This window comes from Candidatus Saccharimonadales bacterium (genome assembly GCA_036388415.1).
GTDB lineage: Bacteria > Patescibacteriota > Saccharimonadia > Saccharimonadales > UBA4665 > UBA4665.
On the sequence record DASVRW010000002.1, the window covers coordinates 337130 to 362398 of the forward strand.

General features: G+C 48.8%; 20 protein-coding genes and 1 tRNA gene. 3 read left to right on the forward strand and 18 right to left on the reverse strand.

What is annotated here, in order from left to right:
* Window positions 1-44: 44 nt before the first annotated feature.
* The 4 genes from VF575_01945 to VF575_01960 form a co-directional block, all read right to left on the reverse strand.
* Window positions 45-647 carry an ATP-dependent Clp protease proteolytic subunit gene (locus tag VF575_01945; GenBank protein HEX8182341.1) on the reverse strand — a complete coding sequence of 201 codons (603 nt, stop codon included), beginning with the start codon at window positions 645-647 and terminating at the stop codon, window positions 45-47.
* 143 nt (window positions 648-790) lie between these two features.
* Window positions 791-2098 (reverse strand): trigger factor, encoded by a 1308-nt coding sequence (tig, locus tag VF575_01950; GenBank protein ID HEX8182342.1) that lies wholly within the window; start codon window positions 2096-2098, stop codon window positions 791-793.
* Between the two features lie 85 nt (window positions 2099-2183).
* A complete protein-coding gene (gene hisS, locus VF575_01955) occupies window positions 2184-3503 on the reverse strand; it encodes a histidine--tRNA ligase (protein ID HEX8182343.1) in 1320 nt (439 codons plus the stop codon).
* A gap of 37 nt (window positions 3504-3540) precedes the next feature.
* A tRNA-Leu gene (locus tag VF575_01960) sits at window positions 3541-3625 on the reverse strand.
* 272 nt (window positions 3626-3897) lie between these two features.
* Between VF575_01960 and VF575_01965 the strand changes: the two genes are divergently transcribed.
* Window positions 3898-4476 carry a hypothetical protein gene (locus tag VF575_01965; GenBank protein ID HEX8182344.1) on the forward strand — a complete coding sequence of 193 codons (579 nt, stop codon included), beginning with the start codon at window positions 3898-3900 and terminating at the stop codon, window positions 4474-4476.
* On the opposite strand, the gene rsmD is transcribed toward VF575_01965, so the two are convergent.
* From rsmD to tyrS, 5 genes are all read right to left on the reverse strand, one after another.
* On the reverse strand, window positions 4471-5001 hold the full coding sequence (gene rsmD / locus VF575_01970) for a 16S rRNA (guanine(966)-N(2))-methyltransferase RsmD (GenBank protein ID HEX8182345.1): 531 nt from the start codon (window positions 4999-5001) through the stop codon (window positions 4471-4473). The two genes, VF575_01965 and rsmD, sit on opposite strands and share 6 nt — an antisense overlap.
* On the reverse strand, window positions 4998-5795 hold the full coding sequence (locus tag VF575_01975) for a hypothetical protein (protein HEX8182346.1): 798 nt from the start codon (window positions 5793-5795) through the stop codon (window positions 4998-5000). Before VF575_01975 ends, rsmD begins: the two co-directional genes overlap by 4 nt.
* Before the next feature lie 24 nt (window positions 5796-5819).
* Window positions 5820-7856: an ATP-dependent DNA helicase RecG gene (gene recG, locus VF575_01980; protein HEX8182347.1), complete on the reverse strand. Its 2037-nt coding sequence runs from the start codon at window positions 7854-7856 to the stop codon at window positions 5820-5822.
* Between the two features lie 79 nt (window positions 7857-7935).
* The gene (locus VF575_01985; protein HEX8182348.1) at window positions 7936-8724 is read right to left on the reverse strand and encodes a class I SAM-dependent methyltransferase; all 789 of its coding nucleotides are present in this window, start codon (window positions 8722-8724) and stop codon (window positions 7936-7938) included.
* A 38-nt stretch (window positions 8725-8762) separates the two neighbouring features.
* The gene (gene tyrS, locus VF575_01990) at window positions 8763-10010 is read right to left on the reverse strand and encodes a tyrosine--tRNA ligase (protein ID HEX8182349.1); all 1248 of its coding nucleotides are present in this window, start codon (window positions 10008-10010) and stop codon (window positions 8763-8765) included.
* Between the two features lie 198 nt (window positions 10011-10208).
* Between tyrS and VF575_01995 the strand changes: the two genes are divergently transcribed.
* Window positions 10209-13340 (forward strand): transglycosylase domain-containing protein, encoded by a 3132-nt coding sequence (locus VF575_01995; protein HEX8182350.1) that lies wholly within the window; start codon window positions 10209-10211, stop codon window positions 13338-13340.
* Between the two features lie 105 nt (window positions 13341-13445).
* Here the strand turns inward: VF575_01995 and radA are convergent, their stop codons facing one another.
* The 5 genes from radA to VF575_02020 all read right to left on the reverse strand — a co-directional run bounded on the left by radA (window position 13446) and on the right by VF575_02020 (window position 20539).
* Window positions 13446-14819, reverse strand: coding sequence for a DNA repair protein RadA (radA, locus tag VF575_02000; protein HEX8182351.1), 1374 nt, complete (start codon window positions 14817-14819; stop codon window positions 13446-13448).
* 46 nt (window positions 14820-14865) lie between these two features.
* Entirely contained in the window at window positions 14866-15849 is a 984-nt protein-coding gene (locus VF575_02005; protein ID HEX8182352.1) for a hypothetical protein, read from the reverse strand.
* Window positions 15850-15907: 58 nt separating this feature from the next.
* Entirely contained in the window at window positions 15908-18388 is a 2481-nt protein-coding gene (locus tag VF575_02010; protein HEX8182353.1) for an ATP-dependent Clp protease ATP-binding subunit, read from the reverse strand.
* 172 nt (window positions 18389-18560) lie between these two features.
* Window positions 18561-19715: a transcription termination factor NusA gene (gene nusA / locus VF575_02015; protein ID HEX8182354.1), complete on the reverse strand. Its 1155-nt coding sequence runs from the start codon at window positions 19713-19715 to the stop codon at window positions 18561-18563.
* Between the two features lie 185 nt (window positions 19716-19900).
* On the reverse strand, window positions 19901-20539 hold the full coding sequence (locus VF575_02020; GenBank protein HEX8182355.1) for a hypothetical protein: 639 nt from the start codon (window positions 20537-20539) through the stop codon (window positions 19901-19903).
* Window positions 20540-20659: 120 nt separating this feature from the next.
* Here VF575_02020 and VF575_02025 point away from each other — a divergent pair, with 120 nt between their 5' ends.
* A complete protein-coding gene (locus VF575_02025) occupies window positions 20660-23281 on the forward strand; it encodes a M1 family metallopeptidase (GenBank protein HEX8182356.1) in 2622 nt (873 codons plus the stop codon).
* A 35-nt stretch (window positions 23282-23316) separates the two neighbouring features.
* Here VF575_02025 and VF575_02030 read toward each other — a convergent pair whose 3' ends face one another.
* Genes VF575_02030 through rplS form a run of 4 tightly spaced genes read right to left on the reverse strand, consistent with a single transcriptional unit; the run spans window position 23317 to window position 25093 of the window.
* Window positions 23317-23688 carry a YraN family protein gene (locus VF575_02030; GenBank protein ID HEX8182357.1) on the reverse strand — a complete coding sequence of 124 codons (372 nt, stop codon included), beginning with the start codon at window positions 23686-23688 and terminating at the stop codon, window positions 23317-23319.
* A gap of 60 nt (window positions 23689-23748) precedes the next feature.
* Window positions 23749-24315: a ribonuclease HII gene (locus VF575_02035; GenBank protein HEX8182358.1), complete on the reverse strand. Its 567-nt coding sequence runs from the start codon at window positions 24313-24315 to the stop codon at window positions 23749-23751.
* Between the two features lie 33 nt (window positions 24316-24348).
* On the reverse strand, window positions 24349-24645 hold the full coding sequence (locus VF575_02040) for a DUF1653 domain-containing protein (GenBank protein HEX8182359.1): 297 nt from the start codon (window positions 24643-24645) through the stop codon (window positions 24349-24351).
* Window positions 24646-24670: 25 nt separating this feature from the next.
* The gene (gene rplS / locus VF575_02045) at window positions 24671-25093 is read right to left on the reverse strand and encodes a 50S ribosomal protein L19 (GenBank protein HEX8182360.1); all 423 of its coding nucleotides are present in this window, start codon (window positions 25091-25093) and stop codon (window positions 24671-24673) included.
* Window positions 25094-25269 lie beyond the last annotated feature (176 nt).

Sequence of the window (25269 nt, forward strand, 5' to 3'; positions counted from 1 at the left end):
TCTGCGTTATTTTGTCAATGCTAATTATAACTGCGCAAACGGCGTCATTTTAGTTGTTCTTTTGGCGGATTACTGACAATCTTGTCAACGATGCCGTATTCGAGTGCTTCCTGAGCAGTCAGCCACTTGTCGCGTTCCATATCGGTGTGGATTTTTTCTGGTTTTTGCCCAGTGTTTTTGGCCATGATTTCCTCAAGTAGTTTTTTGATGCGCAGTGATTCTCGCAGATCAATTTCCTGATCAGTGATTTTGCCGCGAGTTCCGCTCGAAGGCTGATGAATCATGACCGTGGAATGCGTCAACAGTTGGCGCTTGCCTTTAGTACCTGAACTCAGCAAAAAAGCTGCTGCTGAGGCCTGAATGCCAATGCCGACAGTCTGTACGTCGTTAGTAATAAACTGCATGGTGTCGTATACCGCTAGCGCATCGTACACGCTGCCGCCAGGGCTGTTGATATAAAAGAAGATATCTTTTTTGGCGTCTTCAGCCTGCAAGAAGAGTAACTGCGCGACAATAACATTCGCACTAGCTTCATTAACGTCTGAGCCAAGGAATATAATTCGTTCCTTTAGTAACCGGGAGTAGATATCGTAGGCTCGTTCAAATCGGCCTTCACTTTCGACAACGGTTGGAATTAATACTGACATACTTACCTCCTCGGTTATTGTATTTGCAATCATGCAATGCGCATTTGATGTATTATCGTACGCACTAAACATGCAAATCTATAGATTTATGATACAAAACTAGCACTCTCAAGTCAAGAGTGCTAGTTTAGAATAACGTAACTTTAGGCTTTGGCGGGTGTCGTTTTATTCTTGGAGGCGTAGCCGACTAGTTTAGCGACGGTATGCTCGCTCAACAGACGTGATGCCAGCTCACGCTTATTCTCCAGCTTATCAAGTTCGGCTTGCATGGCTGGATCCTGATATTGACCCTTTAAAAGCTGCAGGCGCATATCAAGCTCTTCGGGACTAACTTCAACTTTTTCACGATCTGCTATTTCAGCCAGCACCAAGCCAGCTTTGACGCGCATTTCAGCGCCAGGGCGGTTTTTGACGCGGTGTTCTTCATCGGTAACGCCCTCTTCAGCAAGGTGCTCCTCCCAGGTTTGACCACGGTAGACAACATTTTGGCGCTCTTCACGCTCCAAGCGGGAAAGCTCTTCTTCGATCAGCGACTCCGGAACGGATACCTGCGATTTCTCAGTAATGTTGGTAAGAAGTTCACTTTCGTAATCACGATCATTCTGATATTCACGCTCGCTGGTAATCTGCTTTTTGATGTCAATACGAAGCTCGGCTAGCGATTTAAACGGACCAGCCTTAGCGGCAAAGTCATCATCTTCTTTTGGTAGTACGACTTCGTTAACCTTCGTAACTGTAGCAGTAAAGGTGACTTTTCGTCCCTGCAACGTCTTGACTCCATAATCTTTTGGAAATTCAAGCGTGAATTCACGCTCTTCACCGGATTTCGCACCTACCAGATGCTCTTCGAAACCGGGTATAAAGGTATTGCTGCCAAGTACCAAGGGATAGTCTTTGCCGTCACCGCCTTTGATAGGCTCACTCGTCTTTGCATCAACGCCGACAAAATCAATCCAGACTTCATCTTTTTCGGCAGCAGCGCGTTCGACTGGTTGTTTTTCAGCCATTCGAAGCCGAAGATTCTGGACAACTTCATCGACGTCTTTGTCAGTGATTTTAACTGGCTTTTTGGTGAGACTGATCTTTTTGTAGTCCGCGAGTTTCACTTCCCCGATAATATCGAGTTCAGCTTCAAACTCAAGCGTTGTAAAGGGTACGAATTTTTTGACGGTTACCTGAGGCTGGGACACCGGGCGGACGTTTTGCTCGGTCAGCGCCATGCCGTACATACGGTTAAGGGCAGCATCGAGAAAATCAGACTGCAATGTCTGCTGATTAATATTCTTTTCAACGAGCTCCATAGGGACCTTGCCGGCACGAAAGCCAGGGATTTTAACATTCCGCTTTAGGCGCAGTAGCGTCTCACGCTTGGTGTCTTCGAGGAGCTGAAGGTCAGCATCAAACGTTAATTTGATACGAGTGTCGGTAAGTTGAGTCTTTTGTACTTGCATAAGGAGTTATTGTAGCAGAATAGCTCGCTTTTGACCAGAGACACTGTTCGAAATAGATAAGCACAAGCGACATGCAAACGGAGAATTATTCCTCGTCATCAGTCCGGCGGTAATCTTTGACGATACTGACGATGCGATCGATGCCATGCTTTTCTTCGATACCTGTCTGCAAGTTTTTGATGGTATAGTGGCCGGTTTCAAGCTCATTTTCGCCGATAATAATGACGTAGTGGATACCTTTTTTCTCAGCTGTCTGTAATTGAGCGCCGATCTTGCGGCCCGACACATCAACTGCCAGGTTCAGTCCGGCGACACGAAATTCGGCAATCGGTTTTTGGGCCTGCGCGGCAATCTCGCCGACCAGAACGACGTAGGCATCGGTTTCAGGGTGGAGCGTAGGCATTAAATCATGCAGCTCAAGGAAATTAGCTAACGTAACGTCTCCGAAGCCAAAGCCGACCGTCGGAACTGGCGCAACGCCAAACAGGCCAACTAAGCCGTCGTATCGTCCACCACCGAGCATCGCGCGATTATTGTCGGGATGAGCGTCAAATACTTCAAATACAATGTCGGTATAATAATCAAATCCGCGCATAATCGTCGGGTCAAATTCGGCATTGGTAATGCCAGCTTCTTCCAGCATTGTCATCATTTCCTGCAAAGCAACGACAGACGGATGTCCCTGTAAATGTTGTGGCAGCATGGTGATGCGCTTTGCCTGCAGTACGTCCAGCAATTGCTCGACAATACCCTGATCACGCTGAGACTGCGTACACAGCCCATCAACTTGAGCAATGAACTGGGCGTGATCGAGCTTGTGCATGCGGTCAATTAGTTTGCTCATGCTATATGCCTGCACCTCATCAAGGCCAAGATAATTGCGGAGCGTGTAGTCTGTGAATTTCCGGCTGTTGACTTTGACAGTATACATATTTCGTTTTGCCCGGAACGACTGCAGCATCGTATCAATCAGTAAAATTATCTCATATTCAGCCTGCACGTCGGCGACACCGAATATATCGACATTCAGCTGCCAGTGTTCGCGGAGTCGGCCACGCTGCGGTCGCTCGTAGCGCCATAAATTCGGAATGCTGTACCATCGTAACGGGTACGCCAGTTCCTGGCGGCGGGCTGCCACCATCCGGCTGACTGTCGGCGTCATTTCAGGTCGTATGACAACTTGCCGCCCGCCACGGTCCGTAAAGGCATAGGTTTGTTCATTAACAATTTCTTCGCCGGATTTTGCTAAATATAAATCTAGGGATTCAAGTATTGGAGCGTCATACTCTTCGTAGCCAAACTGTTCGACGGCACGGCGAATGGTGTCGAATATATATTTTTGCTTACGCTTGTCTTCCGGATAGAAGTCGCGAGCGCCTTTATAGGGTTGTGTTGATAATGCCATAGTTAAGTTAAGTATACGCTAGCTGTTTGCAAAGTTATGGTGGGGATGAGAGGACTTGAACCTCCACGCCTTTCGGCACTAGTTCCTAAAACTAGCGTGTATACCAATTTCACCACATCCCCGTCGATGTATTGGCGTTCTACTCTGGTGATTATACAAATTCGATTGATATTTGTACATGCCTGTACTTATTGACAAAATCAGCACTACGCCTGATGATGAAGCTAAAGATTAAATCATATAAGGATCAACATTGAGATTATTTCGTACCGATAGAAAATTGACAGGCAGCTGGGATCTAATTTTACCGAGCATACGGCTGGTTCGTGACAACCTGTGGCCAGTGTTTTACCTAGGTTTTTTACCCGGCTTGCTCACACTTACTGGATATAGTATGGCCGAAAGCACGATTCAGCCAGCAAGCCAAATGCCGCCAATTGATGGCCGAGCAGCTACTGGCCTTGTCATGATGCTTATTGGAACTCTTTGGACTATTCTAGCGTACCCTGGCTTACTAAAACTTCAGCTAAAAGCCGTGCGAGGCGAACAGCCGGATGCAGTGGAGTGTCTCAAACAAGGCTTACCCCGGCTGGTGCCATTTATTATGACGACGGTGCTTGTGGCAATACTGTTAGTATTTGGATTAATTGCCTTCATCATACCTGGCCTTATTCTGCTGCGCGGTTTCTACCTCTCGATGTATTATGTCGTTGATCGTAATCTAGGTCCTGTTGATGCTCTCAAGCAAAGTTATAATGATTCTAAGCCGCACGCTGGCTACATATGGGGACTGATCGGTGTCGCGCTGATAATTGCGTTCCTCAGTTCTGGACTTGATGAAATTCCAGTTGTGGGCTATGTCCTAAGCTTGGCATTTGGATATATCTACTCCTTTGCTCCCGCTATTCGTTATAACGAAATAACCTCTGCAGCCCCAGAATTGCCCAAAGACCCGGCATATCCGAAGCTATAATTTGCGGTAAAACACCAGCTGCGCATCGCCGTAACTCTTGCTTGTGAGTACTGTGACGCCGGGAAATACACGCACCGGTTCATTGCCCGGCCAGGACAGAACAAACACGCCGCCAGGCTTGACCTGCACCATCAGCGTCTGCAGCAGCTGCGGCCGTATGTCGTCATATGGCGGGTCAGCGAGCACAATATCAAATGTTTTATCCCGGTTATTTCGTGACCAGCCAGCGACATTTTTACGCATCACTATCACCTGCTCAGATAGATTGAGTAGAGCAATATTTGCTTGAATTGTTTGGTGTGCTTCTTTGTCGACGTCAATGGCAAGTGCCGAGGCGGCACCGCGGCTGATTGCTTCAAAACTGAGCGCTCCGCTGCCAGCGAACGCATCGAGCACTGTCAAGCCATCAATGTCACCAAGTATGTTAAACAAGGCACCACGTATTTTGTCGCCCATCGGATGCGTCCGATGTCCGCGCGGGGCATCAAAGGTACGTCCGCCAAGCTGGCCCGCTATGATTCTCATGCTGGCTCCGCAATCAAATTTGCATCGCAGAGCGCTGCAAACCATGATAATGTTACAATCCGAACCATTCGCGGCGCTAGCTCGCGTCGTATATCGCGTGTTAGTTTTGGTGTCCAGCCCTGTTCATAAAATCGCACATATAAATCATACGAGGCAATTTCGCGGGCATAGCGATGAAATATCTCGACAATACCATGCTGCCGGATCGCTATCAGGTCTTCCCGCGTCGGCAGAGCTTTTTTGAGACGCATCGGCGCCATGATCGAATAGGCTCCGCCTTCAAACATAGCATGGGTCGTCAAAAGTCCTTTTGGACCAATCAGCTGGAAACTGCGCCGTAGTGAATCACGACGGTTGTCGCCTTTGACGTAGGCCCGCCCAACCAGACCTTTGCGACTATGGCGGACGTCACCACGCAGCGCTTCAAGCTCTTTTTCGTACGGATAATGATGTGCAGGTGTCAAGCCGTCCACGAGTGCATGAGCCAGCCAGGCAGCTTCAAAACCGCTCCGTATTTCATCCCTGGCAGCCAGTGCAGTTACCAAATTCGTATAATGGTCGCTGATAAGATAGTGCAGGCTGGTGTCAGCTTCATCGAACGGATCGATGAAATGCCAGGGCTGCTCAACATTTTCTTTGTTCTTGAGCTTAGCCGCATCTGGACCATTGCGGCCTTCAAAATGAATAATTTGCGGCAGCGCCGGGAAAAACACGTCCTTGTCATGCAAAGACAGCAGATGGCGATAGGCGACTTTGTCGATTTTTTGATGCGCATGGAGAAAAACGGCGTACATATGTGTCAGTCAATCCAAATTCTATCAGTTCAAATTAGTCACGGCACTGAGTTTGGCCACTTGACTACTGAGATAAGGATATTGTAACAAATTCTCCTGCTTGTCGATAAATGTCTGGGCTGCCGTTCGAGCTTTGGCTATCAATTTGCTATCGGTCAGTGAGGCGACACGCAGGTCGAGCTGCCCGTGCTGCATTGTGCCATATATGGCGCCGGGGCCGCGGATTTGCAAATCGAGCTCAGCCAGTTTAAAGCCGTCAGTCGAACTTTCCAGGGCTCGCAGCCGGCGGCCCGGCTGTTTTGAGTCGCTCATCATAAGGTAACAGTAGCCTTGGTCTTTGCCACGGCCAACTCTGCCGCGCAGCTGATGGATCTGAGCCAACCCAAAGCGCTCAGCACCTTCAATCAGCATGATACTGGCGTTCGGCACATCAACGCCAACCTCAATCACTGTCGTCGATACCAAAATATCAAGTTTATGCTCAATAAACTGCTGCATAATGGCGTTCTTTTCGTCGGCTTTCATTTTGCCATGCAATAGTCCAACGGTCCGATGCTTAAAATCTTTTTTACGTAATACTTCGTACATTTCTTCGGCCGACACCGCCGGCATCATGTCTGACTCAGCGATCAGCGGACAAACCACAAACATCTGACGCCCCTGCGATAGCTCACTTTCGATCTGAGCATAAAGCTGTGGACGCGAATTGGGTGAAACAATTTTTGTCATAATTTCAATTCTGCCGGGTGGTTTAGCATCGAGTATAGAAATATCCAGCTCACCGTAGAGGGTGAGTGCCAACGACCGCGGAATCGGCGTTGCCGTTAGGCTCAGCACATGCGGCATGTGACCAGCCTTGGATTGCAGTCTGGCACGCTGTCCAACACCAAAGCGGTGCTGCTCATCAATGATAATGAGTTCGAGTTTCGACATATCAACCGTATCTTGTATCAGTGCATGCGTGCCGATGATAAAACGGATATGACCTTTAGCAATGTGTTCATGCGCGCTGCGTTTTTGAGCCGGTTTCATGCCACCGACGAGTAAGCCTACTCGATCGCCGTACCCGAGCGGTGCGAGTAGACGCTGCAACGTCTCGGCATGCTGTCGGGCTAGTAGCTCGGTTGGTGCCATCAGTGCGACTTGATGCCCATCGTAGAGCACCATGAGTGCCGCCATGGCAGCTACGACAGTTTTGCCCGAGCCGACGTCGCCTTCGACGAGCCGGTTCATGGGTTGGGTCTTTTGCATATCCTGAAATATTTGCCAACAGACTTTGCGCTGCGCGTCAGTCAAATCAAACGGTAAATGCTTTACAAAATTTTTTGCCACTGACTCACGAAATGGCACAGCCGGCGCTTGTTCAAGTTGCAGATCATATTTATTCCGCAGTGCGGCCAACGTCAGCACAAATACCTCTTCAAACCCAAGGCGGCGTCGTGCTTGCTCGAGATTTTCCATATCCGCCGGAAAATGCATAGCCATGACTGCCTCGCCCCGGCTCATAAAATGCTCTTGCTCAATTAACCACGCAGGCATCGTTTCAGACAACGTACGGACAAGTGGTACAACCTGGCTTAATACTGCGCGGATTTGCCTCGAAGTAAAACCTTTTGTTTCGCGGTAAATTGGCAAAACGCGAGCTGCCTGCAACGGAAAATCGCTTGTCAATTCGATTGACGGATTCATAATACTCAGCCGCTGATGACTAAGCTCAAAATTACCGGAAATATAGTAATCTTGGTTGTGTTGCAATGAAGCTGCCCGATACGGCTGATTGAACCAGATGAGCCGGACACTACTGGTAGTATCGCTTGCAACCGCCTCGGTTACATGCATCCCGCGTCGTACATAGCGGCCTGAAACCTGCTTGATAGATGCCTGTATTGTGACAGCGCCTGGCTGCAAGGCTTCAATTGGCGTCAAATGTGAATAATCTTCATAACGCCGCGGATAATAGTCAATCAAATCACCGATGGTACGCAGACCGAGAACTGCAAACTTTTTGGCAAATGCCGGCCCGACGCCCTTTAATGCGGTCAACTCAGTCGCTAATGTCATATACAACCATTATAAAGAAATATTCGCGCATAATACGGTGAACTACAGATTCCACACACCCGAGCCACATTCTTAAATGTTACTTGGCTTTTTTGACGAGCAGAAACACGCTGGGGCCAAAGTAACTGTGAGCTAGTGCGGGCTGCAGAATTCCTTCGACAGCTAGCATAATGCTTTTCGGAAGGATTTTTTTCAGGCCTGGACTGCGCAGGTTTGAAACTGATAATATACGTTCAACTTTTAGACCGGCGTGGGCGAGTTGTTTTATGACCGTCTTCGGATTATGATTCACGAAAGCAATTTCATCTTTGGTCCGGTGCTCGGCGGAGCGGATGTCGACTGGCTGCGTCGGCAGTTTTTTGCGCTGCATGATGTGTTTGACGCGGTTGCGGGCATGGCTGTAATTCGCAACTTCAATTATTGCGTAACCATCTGATGCAAGTACGCGGTTGATTTCAGTAAACTCTGCCGAAGGCTCTGGTAAGTGGTGCATGACACGAACCATTGTCAGCAGATCGACCGAGCTGTCTGCAAATTTCAGATCATCGGCTTGTAATAATTTACGGTCAATTTCCGGGTGATCTTTGAGGTAGTCTTTAGCGATGTCGAGTTGTTGCTGGCTCGGCTCTGCCAATGTTACTTTAGCAGCATATTTTTCAAGCAATACGCAGAGACGGCCATAACCTCCGCCTACGTCGACGGCATTACGGAATTTCTTACCCTCTAACAAGCGCTTGACTGCCATTTCTTCGGCGGCATGTTCGTAATCCCGTCCATCCCAATAGTGAAGGTAGTTGTGATTCGGGTCATTGTACTGGTCGGCTTTTTTGTGCGTTTTCGAATTCGATAGTTGTGTGGCTTTTTGCATATTACTAGTTTACACTAACCCTTTATATTTATTTACAATTACTGCAGTTCTACTAGCGCTGCGTCCCGGAATTTTTTGCCTTTTTTGACTAACAGCCGGCCATTGGTAAAATCGCTCGATTGCAGCGTCTCGCGGGCTACTTTTTCACCGTTGATTGCAACCGCATTGCCCTGAATCAGGCGGCGGGCCTCGGACACAGAAGCAGCTAGGCTGGCTGATACGAGTACCTCGAGCAAAGATCCGTCAGCCGATGAACTAACAACTGGCATTTCGGATCGCAAGATTTGAATAATGCGCTCGTCTGCCTCAGCGATTGGTTGTGCGCCTGTCAGATACTGCGTAACTAGCTCAGCCGCTTCCATTTGCTCCGCACCATGGACCAATGCTGTCACCTGGCGGGCCAGTTGGATTTGCGCATAGCGAGCAGATTTATCAGCCTGATGCATTGCCATAATTTTATCTACCTCATCTTTTTGCAGTTCAGTTACTATTTTCAGGTAGCCTTCGACACCTTCATCATCGACGTTAATCCAAAATTGATAAAACTGTGTCGGCGAAGTTTTGGCCGGATCAAGCCAAATAGCGCCGTCTTCGCTTTTTCCGAATTTTTTGCCCGTAGCCTTGTTGATGAATAAGTTTAGCGTCATGACATCCACGGATGCGCCGCGTGCCCGACGGATTAGCTCAACACCTGATAAGCAGTTTCCCCATTGATCAGATCCGCCGAGCTGCAAGGTAACCCCTTCAGTGTCGTACAAATGTAGATAATCCATACCTTGCAGGATTGTGTAGCTAAACTCTGTGTAGCTGATGCCTACCCCACCTTCACCAATACGATTAGCAATATAGTCCCGTTGGACCAGCGGTGTCATGCTAAAGTGCTTACCGATGTCACGGAGAAAGGTCAGCACTGGCAAGTCACGTGTCCAATCAAGATTATTAACCAGTTTAAAGTCATGACCGCGCAAAATAATTTGCAGCTGTTCGGCAGCTCGGGCGACATTGTGCGCAATCGTTTCTTCGCTCTGCAGGATGCGTTCTTTGTCCTTGCCGCCTGGATCGCCAATCAGACTGGTCGACCCACCGGCTAAAAGCACGCCTTTGTAGTTGTGCCTGAGGTAACACTTCGCGAACATCATGGCTGCAAGATTACCGACGGTCTGCGAATCTGCCGAAGCATCAAACCCGAGATAAAAGGTACGCGGCTCAGTGTCCAGCGTCCGCAAATCGTCGATTGTCGTTTGATTAACGAAACCCCGCCAGGTCAGTTCTTCGGAAAGTGTCATATATGTGGTCCTTATTTACCGGTGTTGTCTGTTCAGTACGTCTTATCTGCTAGTATACCAATTCTGACCAGCTATGCCATATACAGATTGGGTAGGTTTTCGAAAACATAATCTTAAATACTATGGTTAATTTTAAGGTTCAATTTGATATAATACGGAAGACAAATACAGCAACTTACGGGGGTCTTGTATCATATTATGAATGACATTAACAGAGGTGGTTCAAACGGCCAAAACAGACGCCGCCCTAACAAAAACATTTATACAACAAAAAGTGGTAAAACAATCAAACTGCATCAAAGTCTTGGCGAACGAATGCGCGCCCGCAAAAACTTCCGCGCAGCTACAAAAGCAACATACCTGAGTACCCTGCCAAAGAATCCCGTTAAACGGATGTTTTACCGCATGCACCCAAAGCGATTTTTCGCCTACTGGTTTAGCCGTGAAGGCGGTATTATGGCCCTCAAAGCGACCGGTATCGGCATTATTGTTTGTTTCTTTCTGGCCGTCGGCGTCTTTGCTTACTTCCGCAAAGATCTTCCAAAGATCAAAGATTTATCTGGTGATAAAATCGGTGGGAGTATTACATATTACGATCGCACCGGCGAGACAGTCCTATGGCAGGATTACGGTGCCGTCAAGCGCGTCCCTGTCCCAGGTGACCAAATAACTGATTATATGCGCAAGGCAACCATTGCCATTGAGGACAAGGATTATTACAAACACGGAGCTTTCGATGTCCGCGGTATCTTGCGCGCCGGTGTCACAAACGTAGCTGGCGGCAGCGCCAAACAAGGTGGATCAACCATAACCCAGCAGCTGGTCAAAATCAATCAAAAGTGGACTAATGAGCGCAGTCTATCGCGTAAGGTCAAGGAGCTGATATTAGCCGTTGAGCTTGAACGCCAATATAGTAAAGCCGACATCTTAAACGGCTACTTAAACATCGCGCCGTACGGTGGTGTAAACTACGGCGTTGAGACTGCTGCCCGCGATTATTTCGGCATTAGCGCCAAAGATCTAACGCTGGCTCAATCAGCTATGCTAGCCTCTATCCCCAAAGCTCCGACAGCCTACTCACCCTATTCAGATCCGCGGTGGAATCCGTCGGCTACTGACAGCTTGTTTGACGAGGAGGCATTGATTGGACGCCAACACTATATCCTCAAGCAGATGGCAGACCAGCGTCTGATCACTGGCCAGGAAGCGGAAGCTGCCAAAAAGGTAGATATTCTGGCTCAGGTCAAACCATTAGTACCGAAGTATTCTGGTATAAAATCACCGTATTTCGTACTCGCAGCTAAGAAGCAACTTGAACAAAAATACGGTGCTGCGACTGTCGACCGTGGTGGCTGGAAAGTCGTAACGACTATGGACAGTAAGCTGCAAGCAACAGCTGAAGATCTGGTTGCCAAAAACTTAGCTAACGCTAAGCGAGCTGGCGCTGACAACGAGGCTATCGTGGCCGAGGACGTACAAACCGGACAGATTGTGTCACTAGTCGGTGGTACGGACTTTAATAACACTGAGTTCGGTCAGAACAACTTTGCATCAGGAATTTTGCTGCCTCCTGGTTCAAGCTTTAAGCCGTATGATTATGCAGCGCTCATCGACAATAGCAGTAATGTCGGAGCCGGCTCCGTCTTCTATGACACGCAGGGTGCAATACCCGGCTATCCATGTACGCAAAAGCGTGTTAGCACAAAAGAACCGGGCAATTGTTTGCAGAATTACGACTTTGGATATCCAGGTCCGGTTACGCTCCGCTACGCACTCGGAGGGTCACGGAACGTTCCGGCAGTCAAAGCGATGTTGTCGGCAGTACCGAATGATAACAGCACTGGCCGGGTTAACTCGATTAATAAAGTTATTTCGACTGCCAGCGCAATGATGGCCAATCCATACGTCAAAGGCAATACATATAACTGCTACAGCGATGAAGCATTGACGAGCAAGACACAGTGTTACGGTGCTTCCGCAATTGGCGACGGTGCTTTCCTGCACCTCGATGATCACGTTAACGGTCTATCCACGCTCGCCAGGCTTGGCAACGCGATCCCTCGAACCTATATTCTCAAGATTACCGATGCTGGCGGCAAGACTGTTGACGAATTTAAGCAACCGGCTGGCAAGCAGGTCATCAAGGCCGATACTGCTTACATCGTCAACGATATGGCCAGTGATGCAAATGCCAGCTATCTACCAGCTGCTTTCAAATTTCAAAATCAAAAGAACGGTTGGAAGTTTGCCGTCAAGACCGGTACGACGAATGATGGTTACGACGGCCTCATGACAAGCTGGTCATCAAAATACGCAGTTGTTACCTGGGTTGGTCACCATGAACGCAATGTGACGCTCAGGAGCTCCATGGAGACTCTAACAAGCCCGCTGGCTCGAGGCTGGATGGAGGCTGCACATGCTGACCTAAAGCCGGTTGCCTGGACTAAGCCGGCCGGACTGAAGACTTTGCCTGCCTATACAGTCCGCAATAAAGTATCACGGCTCGGCGAAGTCGTACCAAGTCCAACAAACGATTTGTTCCCATCTTGGTATCAGCCAAAGTCCACCTCAAGTACAAGCCAAACAACGGATAGAGTAAGTAGCAAGGTTGCTACCAGCTGTACTCCGGAACTTGCCCGCCAAACCGCCAGCAACAGTAATGCAGCCGGTTGGAACATCGATCTGTGGAACGGCGGTAGTACAAGCAGCACGAATACCGCCGGCACATCCAAGGAGACTGATGATGTCCATAGCTGTAACGACAGCCCGCCGTCAATTACGATTACCTCACCGGCCAACTGTGACGCAGATGATGGCGGCTGTACAATAACAGCAACAGCCAGCCAGGGTACGCACGCCCTGACTGACCCAGCCCGGGCTCAGTTCCCCGGCACCGTTAACTTCCTAATCAATGGCCAGGTCGTAAAAACCGCCAATGTGTCTGACTCGCCGAGTACCGTATCATTCCAATATACACCGACTGAAAATGGCAACATAACGATTACCGCTCAGGCAATAGACAGTGTCCTGTACCAGGCGACGGATAGCGCAAATTTTACGGCAGTAGCCTCAAACGTACTGTCGATAACCAGCCCGACGAAGGACGGCAATGTAAGCGGAAACGTGACTGTTAGTTGGAGTGGCGGCAAACCAGGGTATATCATAACTGTTACAGGAAACGGTAAATCATCGACTAAGTCGAGTCCCGGTAACTCTATCACATTCAACGACGGCGACATTGGTATTGCCGTACTCCCTGTTTCTTATACAGCCACCGTCACCGCTGCTGACGGAAAAACATCTTCGGTAACGTTCAAACGCAAATCTTAAACTAACTTACAGAGCAACCGTAACTTCGTCTAACGGCCAAAACAAGTCTATCGACTTCAAGCGGTAGCTGAAACGTACAATTTCGTAGTATTTTTGCACCGGTGCCTATTCTTTTTCAAGAAATTGATTCAGTGCTTCACGGACTGATGGCACACCATGCAGAAAATCATCTTTTTTGGCGAGTCGGTTGCTACCTTTCAGCATTGGTCCGATTGCGCAGTCAAAACCGAGTTTCTTAGCTTCAGCAATTCGCTTTTCAGCAAACGGTACGTGGCGGACTTCACCAGATAAGCCAAGCTCGCCAAAAACAACTGCATTCTGCTTCAGCTGCAATCCACGGGCTGCAGAACCGATTGCCATACAAACGGCAAGGTCAGCTGCCGGTTCAGTAATACGCATACCGCCTACTATGTTAATGTATATGTCTTGTTCAGAAAGATTAAGCTTCGTGCGTTTCTCCAGCATGGCGATAAGAAGATTAATCCGATTGATATCAATGCCACTGGCAGCCCGCTTCGGATAACCATAGCTCGATTTATTGACGAGTGCCTGGACCTCTACGAGTAGTGGTCGGGTGCCCTCAAGTGTTGCAAGAACGACAGATCCATCACTGACTTGGCGTTCTTCCAGTAGCGCTGCGGATGGATTGTCAACTGGACGCAATCCAGAATCTACCATCTCGAAAATACCAGCTTCGCTCGTTGAACCGAAGCGGTTTTTGATAGCGCGCAGTATTTTGAAGCCACCATATCGGTCACCTTCTAGCTGCAATACAACGTCAACAACATGCTCGAGCACCTTCGGACCAGCAATCGCTCCTTCTTTGGTAACATGCCCGACCAGCACTACAGCAGTATTGACCTGCTTGGCCGCCGCCATAATCAAATGCGTACTATTTGTAATCTGAGATACGGTACCTGCACTCGACGACACGTCGCTCGCGGCAATGGTTTGAATTGAATCTACAATGACAAGTGCATATGTACCACTGGCTATAGTTGCCGCTATGTCATCAGCTGAGGTGCTGGTAGCTAACTGCAGACCATTACGGGTTGCGCCAAGGCGCTCGGCCCGCAGTCCGATTTGATGCGCTGACTCCTCCCCGCTGATATACAGCACGCTGGCATGGCCAGCCACTGCATACGCAAGCTGCAGCAGTAGAGTACTTTTGCCAATTCCGGGCTGTCCGGCAATCAGGTTGACGCTACCAGCCACAATGCCACCGCCCAAAATAATATCAATATCGGGTATACCTGTCTTCAGGCGTGGTTGGTCTGCGCTAACGAGTTCACTGACTGCTTGCGGGACAAGCGCCCGTCCGGTTGTGCTAACCCTGCCGCCACTTCCAGTACCGGCCACAATTTGGACTTCCTCTTGCAGAGTATTCCAATCACCGCACTGCGAACAGCGCCCAGCCCAAGCACTCGACATGGCGCCGCAGTTGGTACAGACATATTTTGGAGTTTGTTTCTTCGCCATAGAACTTGTAGTATAAATCCTTTTATCATTTTACTATTGTCTGCAGCTATTTCTGTTCGATTGCTTGCAATGAGCTATCGATAGAACGGGCCAGATCAGCAACCTGCAGTGCGACGGCGTTTCGATCCTGTACCAGCTGATTATAGCGTGCTACGGATGATTTTGTCATTGTAATAAGGTTATTGTAGGCATCGATTTGCGCATTGTAGATAGGTACGTACTGATTATAGGTAGCGATATCCCCTGCATTACGGGAGGTTTCAAGCTGGCTGCGTAATACCGATATTTTCGATTCCTGTGTTTCGAGCTTTATTTTATTGGCATCAATTTGCTGTCTCAGTATCTGCAAGTCTTTATCATAACTAGAAACCTGCGTTTGCCGTGATGTAAATTCAGCCTGGTAGGTAGCAGCGTACGCTGTGACAACGGAACGGTCCTGGAAATACTGTTGATAGTATGTTTCAAGCTCGCCAGGCAGTTCAACAATTTCTGTTCCAAAGATCGCATGCATTTCATTCACCACATCATTCGGCTCTGATTTTGTATAAGCTCCAATGATTGTCTTAATACGCTCACTCTGCAGTTTATTCTGGTAGAAATCTTGAAGCATCGTATCAACTCGCTGGCGTTCACGACCAGATAATCTATCGTAGGCGGCGTGCAGCATTTCATGCGCCGCAGTTACTTGGCTCACACCTGTCAGCCGTGCGTCAGTTACCTTATAGATATATATGCCGCGGTCAACTGGATGATAGCAACCAAGTATAATTGTATGCTCATCGTCCTTACTGCAAGCTGCGTTAAAGGCAGTCCGGTCTTCTAGCTGCGGATGATTCACGTAAAACAATTTGCGTGCCTGGGGCGTAAACTGTAACTGATTAGCCAGCTGGCTGATCGATGCCGCTGGCTGATAGTTATAGAGGCGCATCCAATCACGTATCGCTTGTTGTTGCCAAAATCCAACGATAATGACAGCTAGCAAAGTAAATAGCAGCCATACCTTCGCCGATTTGAAACCGCTCTTTGACATAACCATAAGTATAGCAACTTAATGTATACGTAGTGAAGTTATATGACTAACCATCATATTATTCTGTGGCTGCAGCGTAGGCTAAGACGCCACGTTTGGCGGCTACTTGTAATATGTGACCCTTGGTCAGTTTTTCTGCCAGCAGCTCCATGGCTACATGATCTTCGATCGTATCCTGTATCAGCCTGCGGAGTGGGCGGACGCCATTCTTTGAGTCGTAGCCCTTTTGCAGCAAATGATGCTTGGCCTGCGCACTAACTTCCAGTCCGACTCCTTGTTTCTGCAATCTGGTACGTAGGTCGTCAAGTTGCAGATCCACAATGTGCAAAATATCTTTCTTCGTCAATGCGCGGAAGACAATAATCTTATCGATGCGGTTCAATAGTTCGGGTCGCATCATTTTCTTCAATTCGTCGAGCACTTTATCTCGGTTACGCTTGTGAAGATCATCAAGGTCTTTCAAATCGCTACGATCGGTCGCCTGAAAGCCAAAGCTCGATTCTTTCTGCAGCTTATCAGCACCAATGTTACTGGTCATGATTACGATTGTATTCGTGAAATCAATCCGGCGACCCTTCGCATCAGTCAGATAGCCGTCTTCCAGCATTTGCAACATCATATTGAAGACATCTGGGTGCGCTTTTTCTATCTCATCGAAGAGTACCAAACTGTACGGTTGGCGGCGGATCTTATCGGTCAGTTGCCCACCCTCGTCGTAACCGACATATCCTGCCGGCGCGCCAACCAGGCGCGAGACGTTATGATGCTCGCCAAATTCACTCATATCAATTTTGACGAGCGCGTTTTCTGAGCCAAAGAATTCTCGAGCCAGCACCCGTGCCATCTCCGTTTTACCAACACCAGTTGGCCCAAGGAATATGAATGATCCGATCGGCCGGTTGGTCGCGCCAATACCTGAACGGTTTCGGCGGATAGCCCGTGACACAGCTTCAACGGCTTCCGATTGGCCAATAACATATTTACTGAGCGTCTTCTCAAGGCCAATTAAGTACTTTGCTTCGGCACGAATAACCTTCTTCGTAGGGACGCCAGTTATACGTGACACAACCTCAGCGACGTCTTCGCTCGAAACCTTGAGGCGCTTTACTTCGGGCGCATTTTTAGCTAGCTTGGCCAGCTCTTCGTTGATCTGAGAAGCACGAGTTTTTTCGCGGGCTGCTTTTTCGTAATCTTCGCTGTCGACAGCTTCTTCGATACGCGTGTTGACAAGCTTCAGCTCTTTTTGCAATTTGCGAACTTCCGGCGATGTCTTGCCTTTATCAACGCGCAGGTGTGCAGCCGTCTCATCGAGTAGGTCAATTGCCTTATCCGGCATGAAGCGGTCATTAATGTAGCGCTTGGCAAGTGTTACGGTATCTTCTAGTACCTCATCGCTAATGACGACACCGTGGAAATTCTCGTAATGCTTACGGAGACCTTTTAATATTGCCAGTGTTTCAGACGGAGTTGTTTCCGGTACTTGCACCGGTTGGAAGCGCCGTTCCAGGGCGGCGTCCTTTTCGATATGCTTGGTATACTCGCTGGTCGTAGTTGCACCAATTACTTGGATTTTTCCGCGGGCTAGTGCCGGTTTCAAAATGTTACCAGCATCCATGGCACCTTCGGCGGCGCCGGCACCAACTATCAAGTGCAGCTCATCAATAAAGACAATTGTTTTCTTGTCCTTTTCGAGTTCGCTCATGACTTTTTTCAGCCGCTCTTCAAATTCACCACGGTACTTTGTACCAGCAATCATTCCCGCTAGATCGAGCATGACAATACGCTTATCGAGCAGGCTGTCTGGCACATCTTCGCTGACAATACGCTGCGCTAAGCCTTCGACAATTGCCGTCTTACCGACTCCAGGCTCACCGATGAGCACCGGGTTGTTCTTAGTGCGGCGGTTCAGAATCGTAATAACGCGGCGTATCTGCGCTTCCCGGCCGACAACTGGATCAAGCTTATTGTTGCGCGCCTGGGCAGTTATATCAGTTCCATAGTGATCAAGAGCGGTTTTCTTGCCCTTTTTGGACCGCGTAGAGCCACCATCGGTACCTGCCTCTGACTCTTCGTATTGTTGGCGGTTCAGGAACTGTTCAAGCTCGTTCATAAGACTATCGACGTCGATATTCATATCGCGTAGTAGTATGGTTGCTCGGGCGTTTTTTTGGCTGATGATACTGAACAGGATATGTTCCGTACCACAAAATTCTTGGCTGTAATCCTGAGCAACATCATACGCCATCTTGAGTGTTAGTTTGGCTGTTTCGCTGAGGCCTTTGGCACCCATATTGATGACTAAAGTTTTTGGCGTTAAATTCAATGCCATGCGGGCGCGGTCGAGCGTGACTCCAGAACCTTCCAGGATTTTGGCGCCCATACTAGAATCCTGCGCCAGTACACCGAGAAGTAGATGCTCCGTACCGATGTAGGCACTACCAAAACTACGGGCAATTGCATCAGCGTGCTTCAACGAATTGAGCGCGTTGTTGGTCAAGTGATTTAAAAATTCTCTAAAATCTGGACTATTTGGCATCATAGTTTTGTACCACCTTTTCTCATTTCTACATTGTAACGGCTCAGAATGAAAATTTGCTGTGAGGAATCCCACGTCTATCTGCATTTTCGCGGTGAGCTATACAGCTATCATACTAAAATTAGCACTCTCAAGTCAAGAGTGCTAATTACGACATAATCTATAGCAGTGAAATCTATTCGCCGTGTTCTTCGATCGCTTCCAGCAGGCTGTTTTCCAGATCTGATTTGCGCTTCAGCTTTGGAACTTTAGGCAGTTCGGTTGTCTCAACGATACCTTCGGATACTTCAGCCTGCGGCTTGTCAGCTTCAATATCGATGTCGTAACCAGCAAGTTTGCTAGCAAGACGAACATTTTGGCCGCTTTTACCGATTGCGATGCTGAGCTGGTCCTCGGGAACAATAACGCGGGCTTTTTTGCGCTCTTCGTCGAGAACTACTCGGCTAACTTTAGTTGGGCTCAGTGCACCGATAATATATTCAGTTGTGTCTTCGTTCCAGACAACAATATCAATCTTTTCCTGTTCGCCAATTTCGCTCATAACTGCATTAACACGGGTTCCATGGCCACCAACGAAGGTACCGACTGGATCGACGCCAGGTACGTTGCTGGATACAGCTATTTTGCTACGGACACCGGCTTCACGGGCAATGCCCTTGATTTCGACGGCACCGCTTTCCATTTCAGGCACTTCAGCACGAAACAGCCATTCGACGAACTGCGTGTTGCCGCGCGATACAACTAGCTGTGGACCGCGGAAACCGCGCTCGACATCTTTCAAGAAGACCTTTAGCCTCTGGCCAGGATAGTAGCGTTCGCCTTGAATCTGTTCTGAACGCGGCATAATTCCCTGGGCTTTGCCAAGATCGATCCGGACGATATTCCCTTCAACTCGCGAGACAACTGCATTGATGACAGTGCCGATCTTGTCTTCGAATTCTGCCATGACAATTTCACGCTCCGCTTCGCGCAGACGCTGCAAGATGACCTGCTTTGCTGTCTGGGCAGCAACACGGCCGAAATTTTCTACTTTTTCATGAATTTCGATAATATCGTCTTTTTTGGCATCCTTTTTAATCAGCTGAGCATCTTCAATACTGATTTCATAGTCGGGATCACCGACTCGCTCAACGACATCCTTTTGTACGTAGGCGTCAACGTCACCAGTGTTGAGGTTCATAGTGACACGGACATCCTGTTCGCGGTCGCCATAATCGCGGCGATAGGCAGCGGCCAGGGCTTGCTCAACGACTTCCTGAACAGTTTCTTCCGGCAAGTTTTTTTCCTCGGCAATTGCTTTGATGGCGACACCTAATTGTTTAAAATCCATGTCCATTGGTTTCTCCTTTTGGTTAACGGTATTTTCTTCTTACGGACTTATTCATTATCTGAAGTTCTAATAATCTCAAGTCGCAAGAGTTTCTTATGAAAAAATCCGACCAGCTGGCCGGATCGAACATCTACAATTATACATACGAATGACGGTGACTGTCAATGTCGACCTCGTATTAGCAGCTATTCCGGTGTTCCGAAGCCAATACCGCCTTCAATGTTATCCAATCGCCTTAAATAGCTATCACGACTGCCTGCTATGTCCTTCTCAGCTTGATGTTCAAACATGGCAGTGGCCGCTACGCTGACAACAAGTCCGCCTATAAACATCGGCAGAAGACCGCCGGTTGCTTCTGCGCGGTAGACGATGTCTGCCGTAACTCCAGTACAAAACCCACTAATAGGTAAGATTGCAGTCATGAGTGGCCTCTCTCTTGGATCATCGTATGGTGAAACATGCAGTGTTTGCGGGTCAAGCTGTTCCTTTTCGATAAGAGCATCTCCTTCGATACTAAGGACGGAGATATATTGACCGTTTTCGCTACTATCAGGATTTCGTATATGTGCCAAATTACTGATTTGCCGACTACTCCACCAGTCGGCCTGCGTTCGATCTCCGATCAAACCAACTGCCATACCGGCCACAATGCCAACAACCGTCATGGCTTCGGATCTGTCAGCCATTGGCAAAGCTTGGCCAACCGCGCCTGTTAGCAAACCAGTACCGACTGATATACGGCTCAGCACGGTAGAAGCGGCAAATCTACGCTGTATACTGTCTCTAGCATTTTGGACAGATTTCTCATGAGAAGCACGAAACATAGATTTTAATCATACGTTTATTATGATTTTTGTCAAGTGTCTACACGACCGTTCATCGGTGATACTATAGAAGTTACGCAGGTTCATCAGCAAATACACGCAGTTCACAGGAGGTTTACCATGAGCGCATCGGTCACGAGGTTATTTACACAGTTTCAGCCAGAACATTATGACCTGGCACTCGAGCTAGATAGAGCCAATATGAGTTTTCGGGGCCAGATTACCATCACGGGCCGAAAAACTGGCCGGCCGAGTAAGCGGCTGACCTTTCACGCCAAAGACCTCAAAATTACTTCGGCAAGCGTATCGGTAACTGATAAAAAAGGGTTGCGTGATGTAGCTATTGAGCGCATCAATCTGCAGAAATCGTTTCATGAAGTCCGGCTGCACGCATCCGAAATGCTATATCCTGGCAAGTACACCGTGCAGCTAGATTTTGAAGCGCCAATAACACCTGGTATGACCGGTCTGTATCCTTGTTACTATAAGCTTGAGAACCAGGAATTTGCTTTGCTGGCGACGCAGTTTGAGAGTCATCATGCCCGCGAAGTTTTCCCCTGTATTGATGAGCCAGAAGCCAAAGCAACGTTTGATTTGACACTGGTGACAGAACCCGGCGTGACGGCACTGGGCAATACACCCGTCAAGAGCCAGGTTACGACCGACCCAGCCGCGCAAACCGCATCCGAGGCAGAAAACAATACCGAAGCCAAAATGACGACGACCTTTGAAACGACGCCGCGTATGAGTAGCTACTTACTGGCATTCGTTGTTGGCGATATGCAGTCGAAATCTGCCAAGACTACAAGCGGCGTAGAAGTGAGTGTTTGGTCTACCCGGGCGCAGCCGATTGATTCGCTGGACTTCGGACTGGATGCAGCGGTTCGCAGTATAGAATTCTTCGAAGATTACTTTGGCGTAGCCTATCCACTGCCGAAGGCGGAGCATGTTGCTCTGCCCGATTTCAGCAGCGGTGCGATGGAAAACTGGGGGCTCATCACCTACCGTGAGCGCGTCCTGCTGGCATACCCCGGTGAATCGTCCCAATCAATCAAAGAAACAATTGCCCTGGTGGTTGCCCACGAGACATCGCACCAATGGTTCGGGAACCTCGTTACAATGAAATGGTGGAATGACCTCTGGCTCAATGAATCATTTGCCAACATGATGGAGTATCAGGCAGTTGATGCTATGTTCCCTGAGTGGCATGTCTGGGACACCTTCGTAGCGGCCGAAGGCCTGTCGGCGCTCCGCCGCGATGCTACGCCTGGCGTGCAGGCTGTTCGCGTCGAGGTTAACCATCCTGACGAAATCAGCACACTGTTTGATCCATCCATCGTCTACGCCAAGGGCGGCCGACTGCTGTACATGCTAAAAAGTTATATCGGTGATGATAATTTCAGAAAAGGCCTGAGTCAGTACTTCACAAAATTTGCCTACAAAAACACTGAGGGCAGCGATCTGTGGAAAGAACTAAGCGATGTCAGTGGTGTCGATGTGGCGGCATTTATGAATCCGTGGCTCGAGCGCCCCGGCTTCCCCGTTGTAACTGTGTCGCAAAACGGCAAAACGGCATCGATCGGTCAGCGGCATTTTTCCGACAATCCGGACAAAGCCGATAAGGCCCGTATATGGCCCGTACCGCTGTTTGCAGGTGACGGCACAACACTACAATTGTTAGACTCGCCTTCGATTGAGGTTGAGTTAACAAGTGACGATCCTCTACACATCGACAAAGATGCGCGCGGCCATTACATCGTCAACTATAGTCAATTTGCACACCGAGGCGCCCTGGCATCCCGCGTAGCGGCAGGAACATTGTCAAACGCTGAACGGCTGATGCTACTCAATGACAATTCCATGTTGTCCCGCGCCGGCTACCGGCCGTTTGGCGATGTACTGAGCCTGCTGGCGGCGTATGGAAATGAAAGCAATGAATCCGTCTGGGACATTATGTCGCTTATTGTTGGTGAATCGCGGCGCTTCGTTGATGGCAGCGGCCACGCAGAGGAACTCGAAAAGCAGATAAAGTCATTTATCCGAGGGCTTATCGCCGAGCAATTCGACCGGCTGGGGTGGGACGAACAATCCGGCGAGTCAGCTGCCGACCAAAAACTACGCGCGCTTATTATTGGACTTGGGTCGTATGCTGACGAGCCAGCAATCATCGAACAAGCCAAACAGCGCTTTACTGCCTACCAATCCGATCCGTCAAGCTTGTCGAGTGAGATACGCGCAATTGTCTTCGGGGTACCGATCAAACTGGGCGACGACACAGCCTTTGAATTTTTACTGCAACTGCACGATAGTACCAGTAACAGCGACCTCAAAGCCGACATATCCGGCGCACTGACTGCCACTCGCTCTGCAGACAAAGCAAAGCTTTTGCTGGAACGCATCAAAGATCCGAAAATCATTAAGCCCCAAGACGCTGACCGCTGGCTGGTATACCTAATGCGCAACCGCTATGTACGAGACGTCGGCTGGAATTTTATGGTCGACGAATGGTCGTGGATTGAAGAAACATACAAAAATGATAAATCATACGATTACATGCCCCGCTATGCTGCGGCTGCCTGCAATAGCCATGAATGGGCGGCAAAGTATAAAGACTTCTTTGAGCCAAAGCTCGACCAAGTCGTACTAAAACGCAACATCCTTATTGGAATTGAAGAAATTAACAACAGAGTCAATTGGCTGGAGCGCGACCTGGCATCTGTAGAAGCGTTTTTTGGTCAGTAGTAAGCTACCTAAATTTACAAAGCGAGTAACGATCACTAGTCCATTACATCAATAAAGGTATCGACCGTAAACTCTTGGCCACTGACTTCGATTGCCGCTAAGACGTATTCGTCGTTCCAGCGTCGTTCACGTACCCATGTTTCTGCAGCCCGCTGCATATGTTGCAGCTTCCTGGCATCAATATAGTCTAGGCCTGCACCATTTTTATCAGTTGCCCGGTATTTCACCTCGACAAAATAGATTGTGTTATCAAACCGTGCCACGATATCAATCTCGCAGTGCGGCCGCCGGTAATTCATTTCCAGAACGTCGTAGCCTTCGTCCGCAAGGAATGCGGCAGCGGCTTGCTCTGCCCGGCCGCCTGTCTCAACGCTCGTCATTATGCTGGCAACTTCGAATCGTGGCAATATGCATACATGCGTCAGATTGTACCACGCTCAACAAACACCCACACTACAGTTTCAGGCTTAATGATTAAGGAGGGCTTGTATCGGCTTGAAGGATTTTCGATGCAGCACCGTCACGCCGTGCGTCTGAAGTGCAGCGATGTGTTGTGCCGTGCCATACCCGACGTGTCGTTCAAACCCATACAGTGGGTAGTCGACAGCCTGAGTAGCCATATAATCATCACGCGCAACCTTGGCTACAATACTGGCAGCACTGACTTCTGGTATAAGCCCGTCGGCTTTGACTAAGGTCGTAACGTGTGCGTACTGTGGCAAAAAATTATAATTACCGTCGATAATAATAGCTTCGTACGGGTATTTGATCTGTGCAATTGCCTGTTCCATTGCTGATTTGACAGCTGCTGTAATACCACTTATGTCAATAGCTTCCGGCCACACCCAGCCGATGCCAACTGATGCTGCATTAGCATGGATCAGCTTCGCGAGCAGTTCACGCTGGTTTTTGCTGAGTGTTTTGGAGTCTTGTAAGCCAGCGATTGGTATTTCTGGGTCCAGTACGACCGCAGCCGCTACCAGCGGACCGGCCCAACATCCCCTGCCAACTTCGTCGATGCCGATAATTACCATAGACTCACTATAGCAAGCGAAAATACTTAAAGACTAATGGCTATCATCGCGGTCAGCGCCACTATAGCCGCCTAACGGGTCATAAAATTTAGCAAAGACCGGCTCGACCGTCTCACCGATATACATAAAGCGCGGCTTCATAATGCCGTCAGCGATAACTTCCTCGAAGAACATTTTGTAAGGTCGCACCCAGACCTTGGCGCCGGCAGCGCCACTTAACTGAATGTAAGCGACCAGCTTCTCCTTCGTCTCACTGTGTTGGGCAACGCTGAGCACTAAATATAAGCCACCTTTGTAATGCTTATAGACGCCGGCTTGTAACTTATGCATAATGATCGCGCCTCAGCGCCTGGAACTACTTGGTTTCTTCAGCTGGCTCAGCAACAGGCGTTTCTTCGGCGACGGGCAATTCATTGACAGCGCGCTTGTCGAAATCAAGGCCAGTCAAGCGGGCAGCCTTGCCAGTACGCTCACGCATGTACGTAAGGTAGTTACGGCGGACTTTGCTACGCTTCGTCACTTCAACCTGCACAATAAGCGGGCTGTGTAGTAAGAAGCTCTTTTCGACACCAACGCCGCTGGCAATCCGACGAACAGTGATGCGGCTGGTGTGCGAACCTTTATTGTCGGTACGAATAACCAATCCCTGGAAGATCTGAACACGCTCTTTGTTGCCTTCGCGAATCTTCTGGTGCACCTTGACGGTATCACCGCTCTGGACGTCAACGACTGCCGGCTTTTTAAATTGACTTGCAAATGAGTTAACGATTGATTCCATGTATGTAACCTTACACTTAGTATTGCTTTTGATTCACTATATCATATCTGTTAGGCGGAGACAATACTTACGTATCTAAGTCTCAAAACCTCTCCATGAGCCTCGTCAACCTGTCCGCCCCTAAAATTTTTTATCTTTAGGATAAAACAATTTTGGGGCCGCCCCGCAGGTTGCCA